Source organism: Planctopirus limnophila DSM 3776, from assembly GCF_000092105.1.
Lineage (GTDB): Bacteria > Planctomycetota > Planctomycetia > Planctomycetales > Planctomycetaceae > Planctopirus > Planctopirus limnophila.
This window is the reverse complement of record NC_014148.1, coordinates 134,911-154,809: the sequence shown is the minus strand read 5'-3', so window position 1 is coordinate 154,809 and position 19,899 is coordinate 134,911. Positions and strand designations below refer to the sequence as shown.

The 19,899-nt window shown below is 55.7% G+C and carries 11 protein-coding genes; 5 read left to right on the top strand and 6 right to left on the bottom strand.

Going from position 1 to position 19,899, the window contains the following annotated elements; translation table 11 throughout:
• Positions 1-81 precede the first annotated feature (81 nt).
• Complete coding sequence (locus PLIM_RS00570; protein ID WP_013108395.1) at positions 82-1,509, top strand: Gfo/Idh/MocA family protein; 1,428 nt, start codon at positions 82-84, stop codon at positions 1,507-1,509.
• A 608-nt stretch (positions 1,510-2,117) separates the two neighbouring features.
• On the opposite strand, the gene PLIM_RS00565 is transcribed toward PLIM_RS00570, so the two are convergent.
• The 3 genes from PLIM_RS00565 to PLIM_RS00555 form a co-directional block, all read right to left on the bottom strand.
• On the bottom strand, positions 2,118-2,903 hold the full coding sequence (locus PLIM_RS00565) for a hypothetical protein (protein ID WP_013108393.1): 786 nt from the start codon (positions 2,901-2,903) through the stop codon (positions 2,118-2,120).
• Between the two features lie 125 nt (positions 2,904-3,028).
• A complete protein-coding gene (locus PLIM_RS00560) occupies positions 3,029-3,745 on the bottom strand; it encodes a hypothetical protein (protein ID WP_148226929.1) in 717 nt (238 codons plus the stop codon).
• Positions 3,746-3,894: 149 nt separating this feature from the next.
• The gene (locus PLIM_RS00555) at positions 3,895-4,539 is read right to left on the bottom strand and encodes a hypothetical protein (RefSeq protein WP_013108391.1); all 645 of its coding nucleotides are present in this window, start codon (positions 4,537-4,539) and stop codon (positions 3,895-3,897) included.
• A gap of 409 nt (positions 4,540-4,948) precedes the next feature.
• Here PLIM_RS00555 and PLIM_RS00550 point away from each other — a divergent pair, with 409 nt between their 5' ends.
• Together PLIM_RS00550 and PLIM_RS00545 are read left to right on the top strand one after the other, a co-directional pair.
• Positions 4,949-7,294 (top strand): DNA gyrase/topoisomerase IV subunit A, encoded by a 2,346-nt coding sequence (locus PLIM_RS00550; RefSeq protein ID WP_013108390.1) that lies wholly within the window; start codon positions 4,949-4,951, stop codon positions 7,292-7,294.
• 124 nt (positions 7,295-7,418) lie between these two features.
• Positions 7,419-9,326, top strand: coding sequence for a DNA gyrase/topoisomerase IV subunit B (locus tag PLIM_RS00545; RefSeq protein WP_013108389.1), 1,908 nt, complete (start codon positions 7,419-7,421; stop codon positions 9,324-9,326).
• A gap of 270 nt (positions 9,327-9,596) precedes the next feature.
• Here PLIM_RS00545 and PLIM_RS00540 read toward each other — a convergent pair whose 3' ends face one another.
• Both PLIM_RS00540 and PLIM_RS00535 read right to left on the bottom strand, forming a co-directional pair.
• Positions 9,597-10,220 (bottom strand): diacylglycerol kinase, encoded by a 624-nt coding sequence (locus PLIM_RS00540; protein WP_013108388.1) that lies wholly within the window; start codon positions 10,218-10,220, stop codon positions 9,597-9,599.
• Positions 10,221-10,247: 27 nt separating this feature from the next.
• Positions 10,248-13,319, bottom strand: a complete 3,072-nt coding sequence (locus PLIM_RS00535) for an LPS-assembly protein LptD (protein ID WP_013108387.1) — start codon at positions 13,317-13,319, stop codon at positions 10,248-10,250.
• 345 nt (positions 13,320-13,664) lie between these two features.
• Between PLIM_RS00535 and ruvX the strand changes: the two genes are divergently transcribed.
• The gene (gene ruvX, locus PLIM_RS22140; RefSeq protein ID WP_013108386.1) at positions 13,665-14,264 is read left to right on the top strand and encodes a Holliday junction resolvase RuvX; all 600 of its coding nucleotides are present in this window, start codon (positions 13,665-13,667) and stop codon (positions 14,262-14,264) included.
• A 376-nt stretch (positions 14,265-14,640) separates the two neighbouring features.
• Here ruvX and PLIM_RS00525 read toward each other — a convergent pair whose 3' ends face one another.
• On the bottom strand, positions 14,641-15,921 hold the full coding sequence (locus PLIM_RS00525) for a TIGR03364 family FAD-dependent oxidoreductase (protein WP_013108385.1): 1,281 nt from the start codon (positions 15,919-15,921) through the stop codon (positions 14,641-14,643).
• A gap of 313 nt (positions 15,922-16,234) precedes the next feature.
• Between PLIM_RS00525 and PLIM_RS00520 the strand changes: the two genes are divergently transcribed.
• The gene (locus PLIM_RS00520) at positions 16,235-19,816 is read left to right on the top strand and encodes an ABC transporter permease (protein ID WP_013108384.1); all 3,582 of its coding nucleotides are present in this window, start codon (positions 16,235-16,237) and stop codon (positions 19,814-19,816) included.
• Positions 19,817-19,899: the final 83 nt, after the last annotated feature.

Here is a 19,899-nt window from a genome sequence, read left to right as displayed (position 1 = left end):
AGTTACAGGGTCACCTGCTCAAGTATCTCAGCTTAATGACATCCAGCCCGTTCTCAGTTCCTGTTTTTAGGATCCCTCCTGATGAATCCTGCGAATTCACCATCCGCTAATCATGCTTCCGGCACATCACAACCGCCCCGTTCGAATTCAGTGGTCAGTCGCCGCGATGTCCTGAGAGCCACGGGAGCATTGGCGACGACATCGATGATTGCGAGCATGGCGATCCCGCAGACGGTTTATGCTGGTGAAGACAATACGATCAAGGTGGCGCTGGTGGGCTGCGGTGGACGTGGAACCGGTGCGGCAGCCAATGCTCTTTCAGTGAAGAATCAAGGGCCTATCAAGCTCGTCGCAATGGCCGATGTCTTCCCCAATCGACTGAACAGCAGTTACGAGGGACTCAAAGGTCAGTTCAAAGATCAGGTCGATGTGCCGGAAGATCGAAGATTCGTGGGCTTTGAGGCTTACAAGCAGGCCATCGATTGCCTCTCGCCCGGCGATGTCGTGATTATGGCCACGCCTCCCGCCTTTCGCTGGGTACAGTTCACCTACGCAATTGCCAAGGACGTGAACACGTTCATGGAAAAGCCCGTGACCGTGGATGGCCCTTCCACGAAGCGTATGCTGCAACTGGCCGATGAATCCGAAAAGAAGAATCTCAAGGTTGGTGTCGGCCTGATGTGCCGGCACTGCGATGCCCGCGGCGAGCTGTTCAAGCGGATTCAGGATGGTGAGATTGGTGACCTGCTGCTGCTGCGGGCTTATCGTATGGCCGGTCCTACCGCGACTGCCTTTGCGAAAAAGAAGCCGGAAAATCAGAAGGAACTGATGTACCAGATCCAGAATTTCCATGCCTTCCTCTGGGCCTCTGGGGGCGGCTTCAGCGACTTCCTCATTCACAACATTGACGAGTGCTGCTGGATGAAGAATGCCTGGCCAGTGAAAGCCCAGGCAACGGGTGGACGTCACTTCCGCGGCGATTATGTCGATCAGAACTTCGATCAGTATGCCGTGGAGTACACCTTTGCTGATGGCACGAAACTGTTGATGGAAGGCCGCACTATGCCCGGCTGCCATCAGGAGTTCGCCAGCTATGCCCATGGCTCGAAGGGTTCTGCTGTGATTTCGCAATCAGGCCATGCTCCTTCGCGTGCCCGCACATACAAGAGCCAGGATATGTCCAGCAAGGATAACATTCTCTGGCAATTCGGGGCGAAAGAGCCGAGCCCTTACCAGCTCGAATGGGATCATCTGGTGGAAGCCATTCGTAAAGATCGACCTTACAATGAGGTTCGACGTGGTGCGGAAGCCAGTCTGGTGACCTCGATGGGGCGTATGGCAGCTCACACCGGGCAGGTCATCACCTACGATGCCATGCTCAACTGTGATCACGAATTCGCACCGAACGTCGACTCTCTCACAGAAGATGGCCCAGCTCCCGTAGTGGCCGACGCCGAAGGCAAGTATCCAGTTCCGATGCCAGGTCTGAAGACAACTCGCGAGTATTAAGCCGAAATGTGACTGGTGGGCTGTGCAGCTTTTCTAACAGCCTGTCATGACAGCTTGGCTTGTGCATGAATTGTGAACCGGGGTTAGACGATGAGTCTGATCCCGGTTCATCGTTTGTTGGGAGTTGTTTGTTGGGAGTTGAGCAGAAGAAATGCAGACAAACCACGAAGGGCTGTGTGCCATGCTTGCAGCTTTGGGCTGTCTATTACACGCATCTTCGCTGGAGTGCTCATGGGATGCGTGGCTGGGGTCAAACGTCCTCGTTTGCCCCCAGGTCATGGGAAGGAACGTAACAGGTGAAATCGTGCTTGCGAACGTTGATTACCAGGGGGCGGATGCAGACATCCGACCCCTGCCACCCGGTCAAGAGCCATCCCCTTGAGCGCTGTGTTTTATTTTATGGGGCCTCTAGGGTCATGCCACCCATGGTTGGGTGATAAAGATGTGTGTCATGGACAGCCCAAAGCTACAAGCATGGCACGAAGCCAGATGTGTGTGGCCATAAATGATTTACTGCTCCAACGCTCGACATAGTAACGAAAACAGCCTTGGTGAAGATTTCACCAAGGCTGAGTCTATTAAGACTGTTCATCGAACTTTGAGGCAGTTTACTGCTGAGCTGCTGCCCGTTTGATGTGTCCACTGGCAGCCGAATCGAGCATGGGTGCGGGTGGGACTTCTGATCCAGGAACTTGTGGCACCATGGGTGCTGGAACTGGCTGCAGGCCGTTTCCATCGATAGGTGTGGGCTGGGCACCATTGGTCGCCGGGGCTGTGGTGGAATCGAGAACTTGCACTTCCTGCCAACCCTGGCTGCCAGCACCGGCATGCATGCGATGGAAATCCGTCGCATAAACCACAGGAGCGTGGATATGCCACTGTGACGGTACTGGACGTGGTGGCAGCATATTGGGATTGGGCCGCCAGAACGGCACATGCTGGTAGTAGAAGCCAAGCTGTGTGGTATCAGTCGGCATGTAGACCATAGGGTAGTTCTGTTGGTAAGTCAGGCCAGCACCATACCACTGTGGCGGGAAATAGTTTTCGTACTCGACACCACGACGCTGAAGTGGGAACTTCGCAGGAACAGAGTAGCCATGATCTGGTGGCAGATGCATCCGCCAGGCATTGCCACCGTGTCCGCCGCGGCGGTCGCAATTATCGCAGTACTGACCAGAACCATCAGCAGGAATGGTGGTCGTCATGACCGGACCGTGAGCATAGTGCTTGTGCCCCACAGGTGTGGTCTGCACGCTGGAAGGTGAACGGTCAGAAATTCGCACAAGGCCAACTTCCTGAGCACTGGCGATGGTGGGTTCAACAAGACCACCGCACAAGCTCGTTGCAGCCGAAACGGCCGCGAGTGCCAGCCATCGAGTATCCTGGGAAGTCATAAGAGAATCCTCTTTACGCAGGCCGGATTAAGGCGCTGTTGTTCCTTGTGAAAATCGACTTATTACAGACTCACGGACACGACCCGGTAACCATCCTGTGGTCACCGTGCCGCCACCTTCTCACATCAGTTCGCAGGATGAGAAATCGGTGTTAAGCGGCTGGAAGGAATTCCCCAACCGTAGTTGTACTGGTGACCCACAACTGGCGCCAGAGGGACAGAAACTGGCACTCCGTAGCCTTGAGCGGAATAAAGCTGGCCATCCCGCTGATCAAAGTAGCCAGGATCCTGTGGGTAGACACGATGATATTTGCCAAACAGTGGAGTCCCTGTCCCACCATTGCCGGTCGGAATGAAGTAGCCAAACTTGTATTTGAGCCACTCGTGAAATCGTTCTTTGCAGTACCCGTGACGATCACATTCGCCGTTCGGGCAATCGGTATAGACTGTTTCGACAGGATAGCTGTGAGCCTGACCATGCATAGCGACGGGCTGTGCCGCATAGCCCTGAGAGGAGTAAGGCTGAGCATAAGCCTGTGTCATCGTCACAGGGCGGGCTGGTGTCTGAAAGGATTCAAACCCTTCCGAGATCGCATCACGGAAACCGACAGGAGCCACCGGCCCGCTGACGGGAGCTTGTGACTGCAAGGCCTGAGTTCGCTCTTTGCGAATTCGAACGACACCGGCAGATTGGCTGGATACTGCCGCTGGCGCCGTTACAGCCGGTGCTGTATCGGTTGGCATTGGTGCAGGTTCGGCAGCCTGGGCCATGGGCCACTCACAGGCACCGCACAAAGCAAGTGCGAAAACCAACCTTGTTGTCGGGTGTGTGAATGCATTCATGACAAATCACTTCCTGTGTACTGGTCGAGCATCAACCAGGCGATCAAAGTTCAGAGAGCTGTAATAAGTGCCAGAATTCAGGATTCATTCTCAGGCCGAACGGTGGCCTGTTCGCAGGCAGGCCGCCAACCTTTTTATGCCGTCGTTGGTTAGCGCCAAGGGCCATGGTTTTGCGAAGTATGTGGCTTTGTAAACTTCGGGAGCAGTGGATAGTGGCTGTGATAATTCACTTCGACCATCGTCCCCTGCAGTTCCCATCGCTCGTGCGATTTAACACCAAATGGGGTTAGTAACCAGTGGCCTTTCACCTTGTGATAGTAAGGTGGATAAAGAGCCTTGTACTTATGGGCATACAGCATTTCGTGAGGTGCAAAGGCCTGATTGGTAATCATGCTTCCACCCGTCCAGACTGGCACGTGTGGTGAGGGTGATGGATAGAGCGGTGCACCCAGGCGAACATATCCGCTTTGTGGAGCTTCCGAAACAACTGCCCCCTGTGGGATCGTGGTCGTCGCAGCAGGAGGTGGAGTCACCTGGCGAGAGATGACCGGTGTATGGATCGATGGGGCTTTGGGAATCGGAGCGAACTCCGATTCAGCAGCTGTGGGGTATGCATACAGTGGAGAAGGTGGAACCTGTTCGGCTGGTGCAGTCACCACAGGCATGTTACCAAAGGATGCTGCCTGAGGTGCGGGTGCAACCACTTCGGCCGGCAGGTAAATCGGATCATTGGCAATTGCCGAATGACAGATGACTGCAGGCAGGATCAAGACAGACAATTTCAGGAATTGCATTTCATCCCCTCCGTGGGACGGATTCAACAGCAACAATTGAATTGAGGCCCATACGCAACGGGATTTGCCTTCGTGGCCAGTCGTCGCGGAGACTACAAATCAGACTCGCTTCTCTTTTCGGAATTTGGCCCGTCGAGAAATGAACGATTCCCGGGCTGGAACGTCCAAGTTCTCCAAGCCAACAAGCTGTTGGCAATTCATGCCTTACGTCGAGTTGCAAATCTCGTAAGAGTGGTGTATTCCCGCTTATCGGCAAAAACCCGCTGAACGGAAAAGTTTGCCAAAGAAGCGAAATCCGTCATGATCCCCGGCAAAAGCAACCCGCTTTTCCCAGCCGATAAGAGCGTCAAGCTCTCCCAGGAAGGTTGATTGAGTGCCAAAACGAAACAGTTCGACACCAGGATCCTCCGTGACAGAAAATCAGGAAGACCGTATTCAGTTTCGGGAAATCTCCTCTGAGACCCGGCGGAGATACCTTAACTACGCGATGTCTGTCATTCAGTCGCGTGCTTTGCCCGATGTTCGAGATGGTCTCAAACCCGTCCAGCGCCGCATCCTCTACGTCATGTACGAAGAATTGCGGCTGATGGCCGATGCGAAGACGCGCAAGTGCGCGAAGATCTCCGGCGATACCACCGGCAATTATCACCCTCACGGCAATCAATCGGTCTACGACACACTCGTTCGCCTCGCTCAAGATTTCACTTTGAGATACCCGCTCGTCGACGGGCAGGGAAATTTTGGCTCCATCATGGGCCTGCCCGCTGCCGCCGAGCGATACACCGAAGCCAGGCTGACGGGCATTGCCGAACAACTCATGAACGAGTTGCGGTTCGACACTGTCGAAATGCGGCCCAATTATGACGGCACCCGCAAAGAACCGGTCGTCTTGCCCACCAGGTTTCCGAATCTGCTGGTCAATGGGACTGCCGGCATTGCCGTGGGGATGGCGACGAATATGCCGCCCCATAACTTAAAAGAAGTGCTCGAAGCCTGTATTCACCTCATTACAAATCCTGAGGCGTCTACCAAGGAACTGCTCAAGTTCATCAAGGGCCCCGATTTTCCGTTGGGTGGGAGAATGATTACCGATCGGAAAGCGATGCTCCCCATTTATGAGGAAGGGCGTGGGGCTTTCAAGGTGCGGGCCGAATGGCGGATGGATAAAGAGAAGCGGGCGGAAGTGGAAGACCGGGTGGTGATCTATTCAGTACCTTATGGCGTCGAAACAGGGCCGCTGCTGGCAGAGATTGGCAATGTGATCGCAAGCCGCAAGCTGCCTCAACTGATTAACGCGGCTGATGAAACCGACGATAAACACGGCTTGCGTGTGGTTCTGGAACTGAAGAAAGGGAGTGACCCGGAATCGGTGATGGCGTTCCTCTATAAAAAGACGCCACTGGAGCAGAACTTCAACTACAACAGCACGGTCTTGATTCCGGATGATCAGGGGCTGTTAACTCCAGCACGATTGCCGCTCCATCGTTTGCTGGGTGAGTTTCTCAAGTTCCGTTTGAAGGTCGTCAAGAAACGCTTCCAGTTTCAACTTGATCAACTGCAGGCGCGGATTCATATCCTGCGCGGCCTGGAGATCATCTTTAACGGGATCGACAAGGCCATCAAGATCATTCGCAACAGCAACGGCAAGCGAGATGCCTGCGACAAGTTGATGGCGGCCTTTCCGCTCGATGAACCGCAGACCATGGCGATTCTCGAAATGCAGTTGTACCGCATTTCCCAGCTGGAAATTGATACCGTCCTCGCGGAACTGAATACCAAACAGAAAGAGGCCGACCGGATCACACGCATTCTTGCCAAAGACGATCGCATCTGGAATGTCATCGAAGGCGAACTGCGCGAGCTGAGTGAGCAGTTTGGCGATAAGCGGCGAACGACTTTGGGCTCTTCCGACGAAGTCACTGAGTTTGATGAATCGCACTATATCGTTCGTGAGAATACGAATGTGGTGCTCAGCAAAGATGGGTGGATCAAACGTGTCGGCCGGCTGCAAAGTGTGGAATCGACGCGCGTCCGCGAAGGCGACCAGGTGCTCGATGTCCTCCCAGGGAGCACGGTCGATCATGTGATCTTCTTTGCCAGCGACGGAATTGCCTACACGATGCCCATTTCTCAGGTGCCGGTTTCTTCTGGGTACGGCGAACCACTCACCAAGCATTACAAGTTCAAAGATGGTGTGCAGGTGATTGCCGCCGTCACGACAGACCCTCGCTTTACCGCGGTTGCCGAAGAGACAGCCGAAGGAGCCGAACCCGCACCGCCACATCTCTTTGTCACCACAGCCCAGGGGCAGGTGATGCGTGTGCCGCTTCAGCCATTTCGCACAGCGAGCACGAGATCGGGCCGCAAGTTCTGTAAGCTGCAGGAAGGTGACGTGGTGGCCAAGGTCGAATTGATCGTTGATCAGACATCGGTCTTTCTCGTCACTCGCGAAGCGCGGCTCATTCACTTCTCACTCGAAGAGATTCCTGTCCTTTCTGGAGCAGGGAAAGGTGTGCGCGGCATTCGCCTGGAAGAGAAAGAGAAGGATCTCGTCCTGGGTGCGGCACTGATGTCGCGACCCAGCGATGTGTTGAGGCTCAAGCTGGCTAACGAAAAGGAACTGACCTGCGGGCAGATGAAATATGCATTGACGACACGTGGAGGCAAAGGGGTCAAGGTCAGCCATCGCAGTCAGGTGGGCGAAATTGTGCGACCCGAGATTGCACTGGTGGATTGGAACAGCATTGAAGGTTGATCGATTGGAAGGAAGACCCTGACTAGCCCGTGTTGATCATCTCGAAGACATGCTTGCCCAGAGCGGCAATCATGGCACAAAGCAGTAGTATTCAGGCGAGAAATTCAGTCGATCAGGAAGTGACATGGCGACAGCCTATACCGCATCAGATATTGAAGTGATCGAAGGTCTGGAGGCCGTGCGCCGCCGACCCAGCATGTATATCGGCGGTGTCGATGCCCGCGGGCTGCATCACCTCTTATGGGAAATCGTCGATAACAGTGTCGATGAATGCCTGGCGGGTGAAGCGACTGAGATCACGGTCACTCTGCATAAAGATGGCGAGTCCTGTTCCGTGAGTGATAACGGTCGCGGCATTCCTGTCGATCTACATCCCAAAACGAAAAAGTCGGCGCTCGAAACGATCCTCACCACGCTCCACTCGGGTGGGAAATTCAGCAAAAATGCCTATGCACGCAGCGGTGGTCTGCATGGTGTGGGCTCATCGGTGGTGAATGCCCTTTCGGAAGAAATGGTCGCCACTATCCATCGCGATGGCTTCGAATGGCAGCAGCGCTTCAAACGCGGTAAACCCACGACTGCTCTCAAGCAGGTACGTCCTTTTCGAGGTCGCGGAACCGATGTTTTCTTCCGGCCCGATAAAGAGATCTTCGCACGAACTGTCTTCAGCATCGAGACGATCAAGGCTCATCTGGAAGACATTTCGTACATTCATGCCGGGCTCAAGATTACATTGATCGATGAAGCCAAGAAAGAAACTGTCGTCCTGCATCATCCCGATGGACTGCAGACTTACCTCGCCCGCCTGATGACCGAAGGGCAGCGTAAACCTGTCCATGAAAATCTGTTTCAGTTCTCGAAAGATGATGGCAGTTATAAAGTCGAAGCGGTCTTTCGCTGGTCAGAATCGACGGATGAGCACCTGCGAAGTTATGTGAACGGCATCCGCACCCACGCTGGCGGCACTCACGAAAGCGGACTTAAAAGTGCCATCGGCAAAGCCGTTCGCAATTACATGGAAGTGCACGATATCAAGGTCAAAGGTCTCACGATCCAGAACGATGACATTCGCGAAGGAATTGTGGGGCTGCTTTCGGTCTTTCTGGCAGAGCCCATGTTCCAGGGCCAGACCAAAGAAAAACTCAATAACCCTGAGATGTCGAGTGTCGTCGAAGGGCAGATCCGGCCTGCGCTCGAGAACTGGTTGTCGAGTAATAAGACAACGGCCGATGCGATCGTCGGGCGGATCGTGCTGGCCGCGAGAGCTCGGGCTGCCAGTCGTGAGGCGGCCAGTGAAGTCCGCCGGAAATCGCCCGCGGCCCGCAGGTTGAGTCTGCCTGGTAAACTCCTCGATTGTCGATCCACCAATGCGGATGAATCCGAGCTGTTCATCGTCGAAGGTCTTTCGGCTGGTGGAACTGCCGGTATGGGACGCGACAGCCGGACTCAGGCCGTCCTGCCACTTCGAGGCAAGGTGCTCAACACCCAGAACATGACGACGGCAAAGATCCTCGATAATCAGGAAATCAAGGATCTGGTGGAGACATTAGGGACAGGGATCGGGCCAAACTTTGATCTGCATCGCTTGCGCTACGGCAAGATCATTCTGATGATGGATGCCGATTCGGACGGGTATCACATCAGTACGCTGTTGCTGACCTTCTTCTTTGGGCACATGCCCGTGTTGATTACACAGGGCAAGTTGTTTCTGGCACAGCCCCCGTTGTATCGCATCCAGTCAGGCAACCAAATCTTCTATGCCCGCGACGATCTGCATAAAGAAGAGTTTCTCGATTCACTTCCAGCAAATCGAAACCCGGATGTGCTGCGATTTAAAGGTCTGGGTGAGATGACTCCTTCCCAGTTGAAAGAGACGACACTCGACCCGAAGACGCGCATCCTGCTCCGTATCGATATCGACAATCAGCTCGAAGCCGACCAGACGTTTGAAAAATTGCTGGGGAAGGAACCTGCCGAGCGCTACAAACTGATCATGGAACAGGCGAATCAGGTGGATGATCTGGATGTGTGAGCAGTGATGCTGAGTCGTCGATGGTTCTGCAACTAGTCGTAAAACCCTCCCTCACGATGATGGGAAGCGATCGATTACAAGAGTTTCCCACCCAAATACGCGGGAAAGTTTGTGGCAGATCATGCGATTGGCGTGGTCTCTATACACCGCATTTGTAGGGTGCATGCCAATGCACCAATCGGGAACGATATGCACATGTGACGTCTTCACTGGTGCAATCCGTCGGAACTCCTTGCACCCTACAGCACAATCATCACTGAACGGCTGAGCCTACTCAGGAATCGTTTCGTAAATGCGTTGAGCAAAGATCAACGTGGTGATGACCAGCCCGCCCAGAATGGTGACGAAGCTGGCTGCGAAACAAAGCGCTTCGGTCTGATGGGTCACTTCGGTGAGTGGCGTGCGTTTTTCATGAGGGCGGTGAGCCAACAGTGCCAGTCGGCGAATTGCCTGGCTGAGGAGTTCCACAGTCAACACGATCATCAGAGTGGCCGTCAGGGCCACCCATTGCCACAAATGCAGACCGAGCACAGCCCCGCTGGCCATAATGATCGAATCGAAAAACAGATGCATGAACAGCGTGCTGTCTGTGCGCAGGGCAGTGGCTAATCCCTTCTCAATTTCCACCAGACGCTGACGCCATTCGGGACGATCAACGGCCGACTGATGAATCCGAATCTTCAAAGGATCGATGGGAACTGTCTCTGTGGCCTGGTCTCGAATTGCAGACGATCCTGGAGCGAGTTTCGGTAACGATCCTGGCATCGGAGATGCGCTCAACCGGGCGATCACCGGGCTGTCCTCTCGTGGATGAGAATCAACAGCGAAAGCGTGATTTTCTTCCGGCCTGCCGCCAGACGAATTGGCCAGTGCTTTCAAGGATGCTGGGTTCATGGATTCCGTTCCTCGCAGCCCGCTCAGTTAGAAGCCTGCCCCCATCAAAGGGCTGATCATGGTCGGGGATGTCTTGCGATTGCCCAGCTTGGGTTCAATCGAAATGGCAATCCCGGGGTTGTTTTTACTGGCGTCGTAGCTGGCTCCCAGATGAACCAGGAACGATTCGCCCACACGAGTAATTGTGAGCGACTGGCCGCGATTCTGACCTTCACCCACGTCATAAGCTGTTCCCGCCGTGGAGATCCACTTGGGACTCATCTGGTAGCTGTAGCTGGCCGTCAGAATCTGGCTGAGCAGCGCGCCGCCATCGACCTGTCGGAAGCCCACGTAAGCACTGCCGCGAACGCTGCGCTGAGTCAGCACTCCGACGTTGAAGATCTTCTGGCCATCATCAAAGAAGTCGAGCAATGTACTGGCATGAATGCTGGTACGGTCACCCACATACCAGGCATAGCGGGCATTGAAGAGGCCGAACGATTCGCCAAAGTTATCCCGACTTGCATCGGGATAGTAGTTGACCCCCAGATCGAGTGTCATCCAGTCCTTAATTCGCAATCGTTCCGGAGGGCCGACCTTCGTCTGCAGTCGATGTGTCCACGCGAGTGCCAGCACCTGCTGATCATCCACCAGCTCGTGGTAAGGGTCAGCGACACCTGTGGCTGCACCCGATCGAACAGCATAATTTCGCGGCTCGAAGACATTTGGAAGGATGCCACCGAAAGTATTCACGACCAAACGTTCGCGGAATCGCTCCTGAGAGTTGTCGTCAAATTCATTCCACTGGGGGATCTCACTGAGACTTGTACTGCTGGCCGCATAACCATAGTCGGCTCCGAAGTTCATGCGGTGAGCCAGGCCATTCAGGTTGTAGAGATCGCTCTGCACATAGGGGTAGACCCGCCACATCTGCAGATTAGCCCTTAAGCCCGCCCGGCCATAGAACCGGTCAACCGAATCATTCGTAAAGCCATCACTCCAGAAAGCCGCTTCGCCCATGGCATAAGGGGCGAGCATCAGCTCTCCCAGCTGGAATGGTGCTTCAATCGCATGCCTGGTCATAGCCACCAGACCATTGGCATCGGTATAATAAGGAAGTGGTGTGAAGAGATCGTTGGGGTCTGGTGGTGGTGCCGCATTATCGAGCTGCGCATAACCGACGGAACTGTGCGAACTGTAGCTCAGGATGTTGGAGAGCAGGGGAGTCCCCAGCACGAACAGATCGCCTCGAGGTAACCACTGGGTGGTGTATTCGAAATCATTCACACTCGGCCGACCCCAGATTGACCATGCGAGCTGATCGTATCTTTGAGTCATCCCCAGATACATTTCGAGATCTTTGCCCGTGTCGAACTGCTGCTCGTAATACTGTTCGCGGAAGTTACGGTCGCTGGCATAGCCGGCTTCCGCCTGGAGTTCGATCCCGTTGAGAAACTGATGCCGATGCTGGGCATCAACAATCCCGCGGTTGGCATTCGGGAAGGCGAGATCGCGCCGGTTAAGACCCAGGTTATCGACACCGCCATCATTCACATAAGCCGCCAGGCCCTGGCCAAAGAAGCTGTTGCCGTAATTATCAAGTCCACGGTATTTGCCATCGGTGGCCAGGAATGGGCCGCGATCCGACAGGTAATCTGCTTCCAAAGTCCAGCGAGTATCGGCTGGTTTTTGCAGGCCAAAGATCTGGAACGCATCCCATCGGGTGCGAATCTGCGAGCCGAAAATATTGTCCTGGCCGAAGGTGAAGCCTTGAATCGGGATGTTCGGATCTTCAGCCGGCCCTGAGATCACCGGAGCATAGAGCAGCGGCACACTTCCAAAAACAAAGGCATTGTTCTGAGCTGTGACCCACGGGATCGTATTTGGCTTCAGTAAACCTGTCTCTGGATCGACCGTGGGCTGTGACCAGGGAGACCATGTCCGTTGATCGATGAAAATATCGCTCGATTGAATCCGGTAAACCGGTTCCCCCAACTGACTCGTCGTGACATAAGCATTGCGAGCCTGGAACGTATCGCGTGAAAGCTGGCGAATGGATTCGGCCCGGACTCGTACCGTCAGCCCCTGCTGATCAGGAATGATGCTCTTCAGTTCGGCATCGAGAATGAGAGCGCGGTCTTCGCGGGCATCGTAGAAGGCTCGCGTGGCGCGAACAATATTCTCACCTTGCCGGATGACAATGTTCCCTTCGAGATAGACCTGATAAGGCGTATCGCCTGTCTGGAGAGATTCTGTCGAGAACTCTTCTTTGCCGAGGGCAGTTGTCCAGATGACTGCGTTATCCGCGGAAAGGTCGATCACCCCCACCCGTTCAATCCCATCGACGATGATCGTGACACCACCGGTCAACTGCACAACCTGCTCGGGCGGCAATGTGTTCTCATTGCGGAAGCTGCGAACATCGAAAGGAACGGCACTGCGTGGGAAGATCCTCACTCGCCGCATGGCGGCTGGAGCGGGCGAATTGTTCATCGAGGGAGCAGGCTGACCAAGCTGTGGTGTCATGACCCCCGGGTTGGCAAACCCGGAATTCCCCGACCCCGGCGGTATCGTGAGGGCCGGAGGATCGACCGTCAGTTGTGTCTGCAGGAGTTCACTGCGTGCCAGGGCCGCTTCAGGAGTCCCGGCGAACCGCTGCTTGAGCGCCCTTATATATAGTGCGTCATCAATCGCGGGCTGATCACTGACTCGACCTCGAACCGAGAGGTCAACCCCCGCAATCGTCCTCAGCTTCAGCAGCCTGGAAGAATCGCTTCGATGACCAGTGGCCGAGATTTCCTGGACGTTCCCTTCCAGCCAGATCACCAGTCGATCTTCGACGACCGTGCTATCGACATCGGCACTTTCGACCCAGACGACCATTTTGTCGGCCTGCCACGTGGTCGCCCCTTGAGTGATCTGGCAGTGACCACGGAACAGCCCAATATGCTCGCGTCCCTGTTCCCATTCCTGGAGCCAGTCCGCCGAGAGACTGATGGATTCTTGAGGAGCTGTTGTGCGTGCCCAGAGGTGCGCACCGCCACCGATCCCCGTGATTGCCAGCAGCAATCCCACGAGTCCAATGAAGACCCAGATCGATAGTCTGAGATAGCCCTTCACGGGCACTCCTGTCTTGTCACATCCGTCCTTGGATGTGTCACCGAAAGACCCCGGCGAAAATTGGCAAGAACTGCCAAACGATGACCTTCCCTGGCAACTTGTTGGAAGACTGCGGCCATCTTCAGGTTGTCAGCCCGCAGATTGTGCAGTATTCCAACGTCCGGGAGTATATGTCTGGGCCGGAAAATGGGTCAATCTGGCTTCCAGAACCAGACAAGCGACTTCACGAAGAGTCCTAAACCTGCGTAAACTGATGTCGAAATGCATGTTACGCCAGCTCGACAGAGGTTTTTCTCCGCTGGATCACCCCTGAAAATCAACCCCCTATTTTGCCTGGATCACTTGATGCCACAGGATCCCCCAATCTCTGGTGAGCAGCCGGAAGAAGGCCAGTCGGCGAGTGAGCAGGCATTTCCTCGCGAAGGGTGTCTCCTGGGAGTTGATTATGGCCAGAAGCGGGTGGGTCTGGCGATCTCGACATTCGAGCAGACTTTGGCGATGCCCATGGAGATCTATCAGAGGAAGTCTGAGTCGGTCGATCGGGAATGGTTTAAGGCGACTTGCCTCGACTACCGCGTCGCAGGTTTAGTTGTGGGTCTGCCACTTCACACGAGTGGTGAAGAAAGTGAGCTCTCGCGGGAAGTCCGACAATTCGGTGAATGGCTGGCTCGCTGCACGAACTTGCCACTTCGATTCTGGGATGAGCGATACACCTCGGTCTCGGCAGAATTGCTGATGTGGCAGGACGGAGTTTTTCCACGCTCTGGCAACAAGCCAGCCAGTGGGCGAACCTCTAAAAAATCCCCAGGTGCTGGTCACTCCTCACCTCAGAATCGTGCGAAGAAAAAAACTCCCGTCAGCCCGGTGGATAAGCTCGCTGCTCACATGATTCTGACCGCGTTTCTGGCAGCCGAAAATCGGGAACTGTGGTCGAACTCGCGGTGAGCCGTTGGAGACTGACGCCATTGTGCGATGGATGCCACTCTCCATATTAATGGTCACCAAGAGTTTGATGGGCTGAAGTCGTCAGTCGTGATCGCGACTGCATCATGGCATCAGTTTCCCCTTCTCCAGTTCCGACGGGAAAAGGCCGGGATGAGGGTGAGCCCGAACGTATTGGATATTCTATCAACGAGGTACTTTGACCCCGAGTCGTCATTAATAAGTTCTTCCCCGAAAGCATCGTGGGATGAGCACTGCTGGCAAGCCAGCAGTGGCACCAAGCGGAAGTGTAAGTGGCTGCTCCACGTCGCCAGGAAAAAACCTCACCCGGCACTCCGTACCACCCTCTCACACGCAGACGTGGGCGAGGGTCTCGCAGCTACACCAGTGCTGGTTTCGTACTGGCATCGGCTGGAGTCGCATCCTGAGTGATTGCTTCTCCGAGCACACGGGCCACATGTTGTTCGCTCACACCCATCGAGAGAGTCATGCCATTCCCACCGATGCCGGTCAGGATTTCGACGTGTGGTTCGGCCGCGGCTTCAAACCACAGCTTGCCGGGGTGCTTCAGATAAACTCCGAACCAGCGCTCGGCAATCTCCAGATCGGGTGCGACCATGATGGTTTTCAGATAGCTCATGATCAGGTCGTCGATCTGCCGGGTATTGAATGGCGAGACGGTGCCGAAGGGTTCTTCGGGCGGGTTGTATTCGTGCGAATCACCAATCGTGAGTTCGCCACGCCCATTCTGCGAAGCCATCACATGAATTCCAAAGTGATCCATCAGAGGCATTTCTCGGGCCACTCGCGCTTTGAGTTCGGCGAGTGTCGGGCAGGCTGCAAACGATGTGTAGTGCCGGAGTGTCAGTCCACCAGCCAGGTGTGGCCCGATTTTCCAATCGCCCGTTTGAGCCGCGGTGCGGAGCATCTGCAGTTTGCAGGGGAACATCCCTTGCCGGGTCAAAATCTCAGGGTACAGAATCTGTGTTTCATCACCCGTGCAGAGCCAGACGCGCCGGGCCGACCATTGGCCTGCAGACGTCTTGACCTTCTGTCCATCAATGGAACGCACCATCTGGCCATACTCAAATCGCACGCCGTAGTGGGCTCGCAGATAGCCTGGCAGTTTCGCAATGACCTCGCGCGGATCGACAGCAATCTCATGCCGGCTGTAAAGCGAAAGTTTGAGTCCCTCTGGATTGACGGCCCGTGAGCAGGCGGTCGTCGCCCGCGCATCCAGCAGTTCTAGTTCATAGCCAGCCTGCGTCGCTAGTTCGTAAAACTCGCGCAATACCTGAGCTTCATCATCGTGATGAGCCACATGCAGCGAGCCCCCCTGGTGATGCCAGATCCCCGATCGTTCCAGCACTCCGGCCCAGATCTGGCGACTGTCGAGGGCCAGGTTCATGTTCGTGCCTAAGGTCTGGCCAATCGGCCAGATCATTCCAAAGTTGCGAACTGAGGCGCCCAAGGCCCGGGCATGCCGCTCGATGACCAGCACCTTGCGGCCGCGACGTGCCAGAGCGTAGGCATGTGCCAGACCAATCACACCAGCCCCGACGACAATGTCATCAAAGGTGGGCCCGGAGGTGTCGGCTGACTTCGGGCTGAAGTCGGTGTGGTCGGCAGATGGCATGGTCGTGGTCAGATCAAGAGTCACGGATTCGTCCAGATTACGAGGCTCTGAGAGTAGCTCATACAGGCGGGCATGATCAATCGGTCAATTATGCTAATTTGGTCATGAAGATTGATCATTGACGAAACGCGCAGTTTTATTGACCGCCCCATCATTTCTTGGAAAGTTCACAGAATCGTGGACTCGCAACACATTTTGAACCGGTGGGATCTTTCAGGATGCGGCGCAACTGGTCACTGATTTTCGTAGGATGAGCCGTTGCCGGATTGACCTCGCTATCGGCAGATCGATTCGAACACGAGCCTTCGACGCACCACCATTCCAAACTGAGCTGACAATGTCACGTTCTGGAGCAGCCTCGCTTCGCCATTCACTGTTGATCAAGGCCAGTCTCCGTTACTACTGGCGAACCTCGTTGGCCGTCTGGCTGGGCGTCATTGCGGCGACAGCCGTCGTGACGGGTGCACTGCTGGTGGGTGACTCGATGCGTGGCAGTCTGCGGGCCATGACGTTGCGCCGGCTGGGTGAAGTCGATGCTGTCATCACTGGGCCCCGGTTTGTTCGAGAAGATCTCGCCTCCCGATTGCAGGCGAAACTCAAAGATCAGGGCATCGAGATCGCCCCAGGACTGATCCTGCGCGGAGGTGTTGAACATCAACAATCGTCGAAATCCGGAACTGACTCGCTCGTTCGCCGGGCAGGGCAGGTGATGGCTTATGGCGTCGATGAACGGCTCTGGCCCTGGCTGGATCGATCTGCACCCGGCACCAGCATTTCGTCAGCAGCTTCGCGAGTGGCACCTCCTGCTGGGCGAGAAGCTCTCATCACCACGGCACTGGCTGAAGCACTTCAGGCGAGGGCGGGAGACACAATCACACTCTGGGTTGAACTTCCGTCGGCGGTTCCCCGCGATACTCTGCTGGGACAGAAAGACAACGATTCGCAGGAGGTCACGCTCACCGTTCGCGAGATTCTTCCTCAGGAGGTGACCCCAGCTCACTTTGGACTGGCACCCAGCCAGCTCGATCCCGTCAACCTGTTCATGAATCTCAAGACATTACAAGCGGATCTGGGGTTGGGTGAAGTTCGGCCCAGCCGCCGGGATCCTCAAGGCTCGCCGGCCCGAGTCAATGCGATCTTTTTTCATGACTCCAAAGCGACTTCTCCAGAGAGTGCCTTGGCCTCACAAGAAGACCGAGCCGCCGTTGAAGAGGCTTTGCGAAGTGTCATTTCCTTCAGCGATCTGCAACTTCGGGTCATCGATGATTCTGCGATTGGGGGGCTGAGTGTTGACAGCGAGCGGATGCTGCTCGAAGACCCGCTGGCCCAGGCCATTCAGTCAGCAGCCGACAAGCTGAAGCTGGCCAGTTCGCCAGTCATGGTTTACCTGGCGAACTCGATTCGAAAAGTGGGTGGGGAACCCCGGCAGTACTCCATGTACTCGACTGTCGCCGGGATCAATGCGAAAGCGCTGGAACCACCTTTTGGCCCATTCCCTCTTGTCGAGCCTATGGCAGTCGTCGGTGGTCAACCCGTGACAGCGCTCAAGCTCTCCGGGCGTGGGGTGATGATCAACACTTATCTTGCAGAAGACCTGGGCGCAAAAGTCGGCGACGAGCTAGAACTGAAATGGCATCAGGTTGGGGCACATGGCGAGCTTCCCGAAGAATCGGGACTGTTCACGGTCGAAGCCATCACAAAGATCGAGGGGCCAGCCGCTGACCGTCATCTGACTCCTGAGGTCAAGGGGATTACCGATGTCGATTCGCTGTCGGATTGGGATCAGCCTTTTCCGATGAAGCTCGATCTGGTGACGACCCGTGATGATGAGTACTGGGATCAGTACAAGGCCCTGCCGAAACTCTTCCTGTCGCTCCAGACCGCCCAGGAACTCTGGCCCAGCCGGTACGGGACGCTGACATCGATTCGTCTGGCCTTGCCAACAGGCACTTCCCGCGAAGCGATCGAAACAGAACTTGTTTCACAAATGGTTGAGCAGCTCGATATGTCGGCGGCGGGCTTATCGCTCCAGCCACTCAAAGCCTACGGTCTGAAAACGGCAGCAGGAGCCACAGATTTTACCGGACTGTTTATTGGCTTCAGCTTCTTCCTGATTGTGGCCGCCTTGATACTCATCAGCCTGCTCTTCCGCCTCGGTGTCGAGCAGCGCACCCGCGAACTGGGTCTGCTGGCAGCCACGGGATTCACACCCACATCGATCCGCTGGCTGCTGTTGTGCGAAGGCTTCTGGCTGGCATGCCTGGGTTCACTCATGGGCCTTGTGCTGGGAACCGCGTATGCCCGGCTCATGATTTACGGTCTCACCAACTGGTGGAAGGGGGCGATTCGCACCAGTGCCATTGACCTGTATGTCCTCCCCGGCAGTCTCGTCATGGGAGCCGCGATTGCCATCGCCGGTGCGATGTTCAGCGTCTGGTGGGCACTGCGCGATCTCTCCCGGATCGAGATCCGGGACCTCCTTGCCGGACAGAGCAACCTCTTCGAAGATCAACCATCGAGGTATTCTCAGGCACGCTGGAAGGCCCTGACCAGTGGTGGAATCTCGGCTGTGATGATCGTCATGCTGGTTGCCGGGGTGGTTCCCGCCAGTGAAGCCTTTGGCGGATTATCGTGGCAGATCGTGGGATTCTTCGTTTCCGGGATGTTACTACTGGCGACCTCTCTCTGGACGCTCAGTGCGTGGCTGGATCGGCCTGTGATCAGTGTCCTCCAAGGGAGTGGCTTGGCGGGGGTCACCAGACTGGCAGAGCGAAATGTCACTCGAGCGAGGCAGCGCAGTCTGCTCACTGTCGGCATGATCTCCGCGGCGACCTTTGTGATTGTGACGGTGGCTGCGGGGCAGAGAAACCCTGCTGCCGACCGACCGATGAAGTCGAGTGGGAATGGCGGCTTCGCTCTCGTGGGAGAATCGGCCAGTCCGATCCTGTACGACTTGAATACACCCGCAGGGAGGCAATCGCTCCAGCTCAAGTTCCCCGCAGGATCGAAAGAAGCCAGCCTGCTCGATGCGATGCGGGCTTATCAGTTCCGCGTGAAGCCGGGAGAAGATGCCAGTTGCATCAACCTGTTCCAGGCGACAGCCCCCACGATTCTGGGTGTGCCGCGATCATTCATCGAACGCGGGGGTTTTAAGTTTGTCGGTGCGAGAGAAGCGAATCCGTGGGAGCTACTGCTGGGCACCAGTACCGAAACGATCCCTGTGATTGGCGATATCAACACTTTGCTCTATAGCCTCAAGAAAGGCCCCGGAGCCACGCTTCCTGCACCAGAAGCACCTTCTGGTGCGCCCCCTTTGAAGATCGCCGGGATGCTCGATGGATCTGTGCTGCAAGGTGTGCTACTGATGTCCGAGGAGAACTTCCTGAGGCTCTATCCCGAGCAGAAGGGATTTGGGTACTTTCTCATCGAACTACCACCAGCCGACGAACAACCCGCGATCGATCTGCTGGAATCCCGTCTGGTAGAATACGGTCTCGACCTCGAACCGGTGGGTGTGCGGATCGCCCGGTTTCTGGCTGTGCAGAATACTTATCTGGCCGCCTTCCAGGCTCTGGGTGGCTTAGGACTGCTGCTGGGAACCATCGGGCTGGCGACCGTCATGCTGAGAAATGTCTGGGAGCGGCAAGCCGAGCTTTCGCTGATGAGAGCAATTGGTTTTGGCAACGGCCTGATCACCCGCATGATTCTGTGCGAGAATGCTCTGCTGCTGATCTGGGGGTTGTGCTTTGGAACGGTCGCGGCTCTGGTCTCGATGCTGCCTCAACTGCTCTCCGCCGGGGCAGATGTCCCATGGGTCACAGGTGGCGTCTGGCTCCTGCTGGTCTTCGTGGTCGGAATGCTTTCGGCCCTGGCTGCCGTGCGACTGGCTGTACGCCTTCCTCTCCTCGTGAGAGCCTGAATCGGGATTCGGTGCACCGGCCCACGACTTCATCTCCGCACTGAAGGGGTTTCGACACCTCACGCCAGGTGGTAGGCTGAGAG

What these genes read in the sequence shown, in the direction of transcription:
- PLIM_RS00570 (WP_013108395.1), top strand. Translation starts at nt 82, where the DNA reads ATGAATCCTGCGAATTCACCATCCGCTAATCATGCTTCCGGCACATCA.
- PLIM_RS00565 (WP_013108393.1), bottom strand. Translation starts at nt 2,903, where the DNA reads ATGACTTCCCAGGATACTCGATGGCTGGCACTCGCGGCCGTTTCGGCT.
- PLIM_RS00560 (WP_148226929.1), bottom strand. Translation starts at nt 3,745, where the DNA reads ATGAATGCATTCACACACCCGACAACAAGGTTGGTTTTCGCACTTGCT.
- PLIM_RS00555 (WP_013108391.1), bottom strand. Translation starts at nt 4,539, where the DNA reads ATGCAATTCCTGAAATTGTCTGTCTTGATCCTGCCTGCAGTCATCTGT.
- PLIM_RS00545 (WP_013108389.1), top strand. Translation starts at nt 7,419, where the DNA reads ATGGCGACAGCCTATACCGCATCAGATATTGAAGTGATCGAAGGTCTG.
- PLIM_RS00540 (WP_013108388.1), bottom strand. Translation starts at nt 10,220, where the DNA reads ATGAACCCAGCATCCTTGAAAGCACTGGCCAATTCGTCTGGCGGCAGG.
- ruvX (WP_013108386.1), top strand. Translation starts at nt 13,665, where the DNA reads ATGCCACAGGATCCCCCAATCTCTGGTGAGCAGCCGGAAGAAGGCCAG.
- PLIM_RS00520 (WP_013108384.1), top strand. Translation starts at nt 16,235, where the DNA reads ATGTCACGTTCTGGAGCAGCCTCGCTTCGCCATTCACTGTTGATCAAG.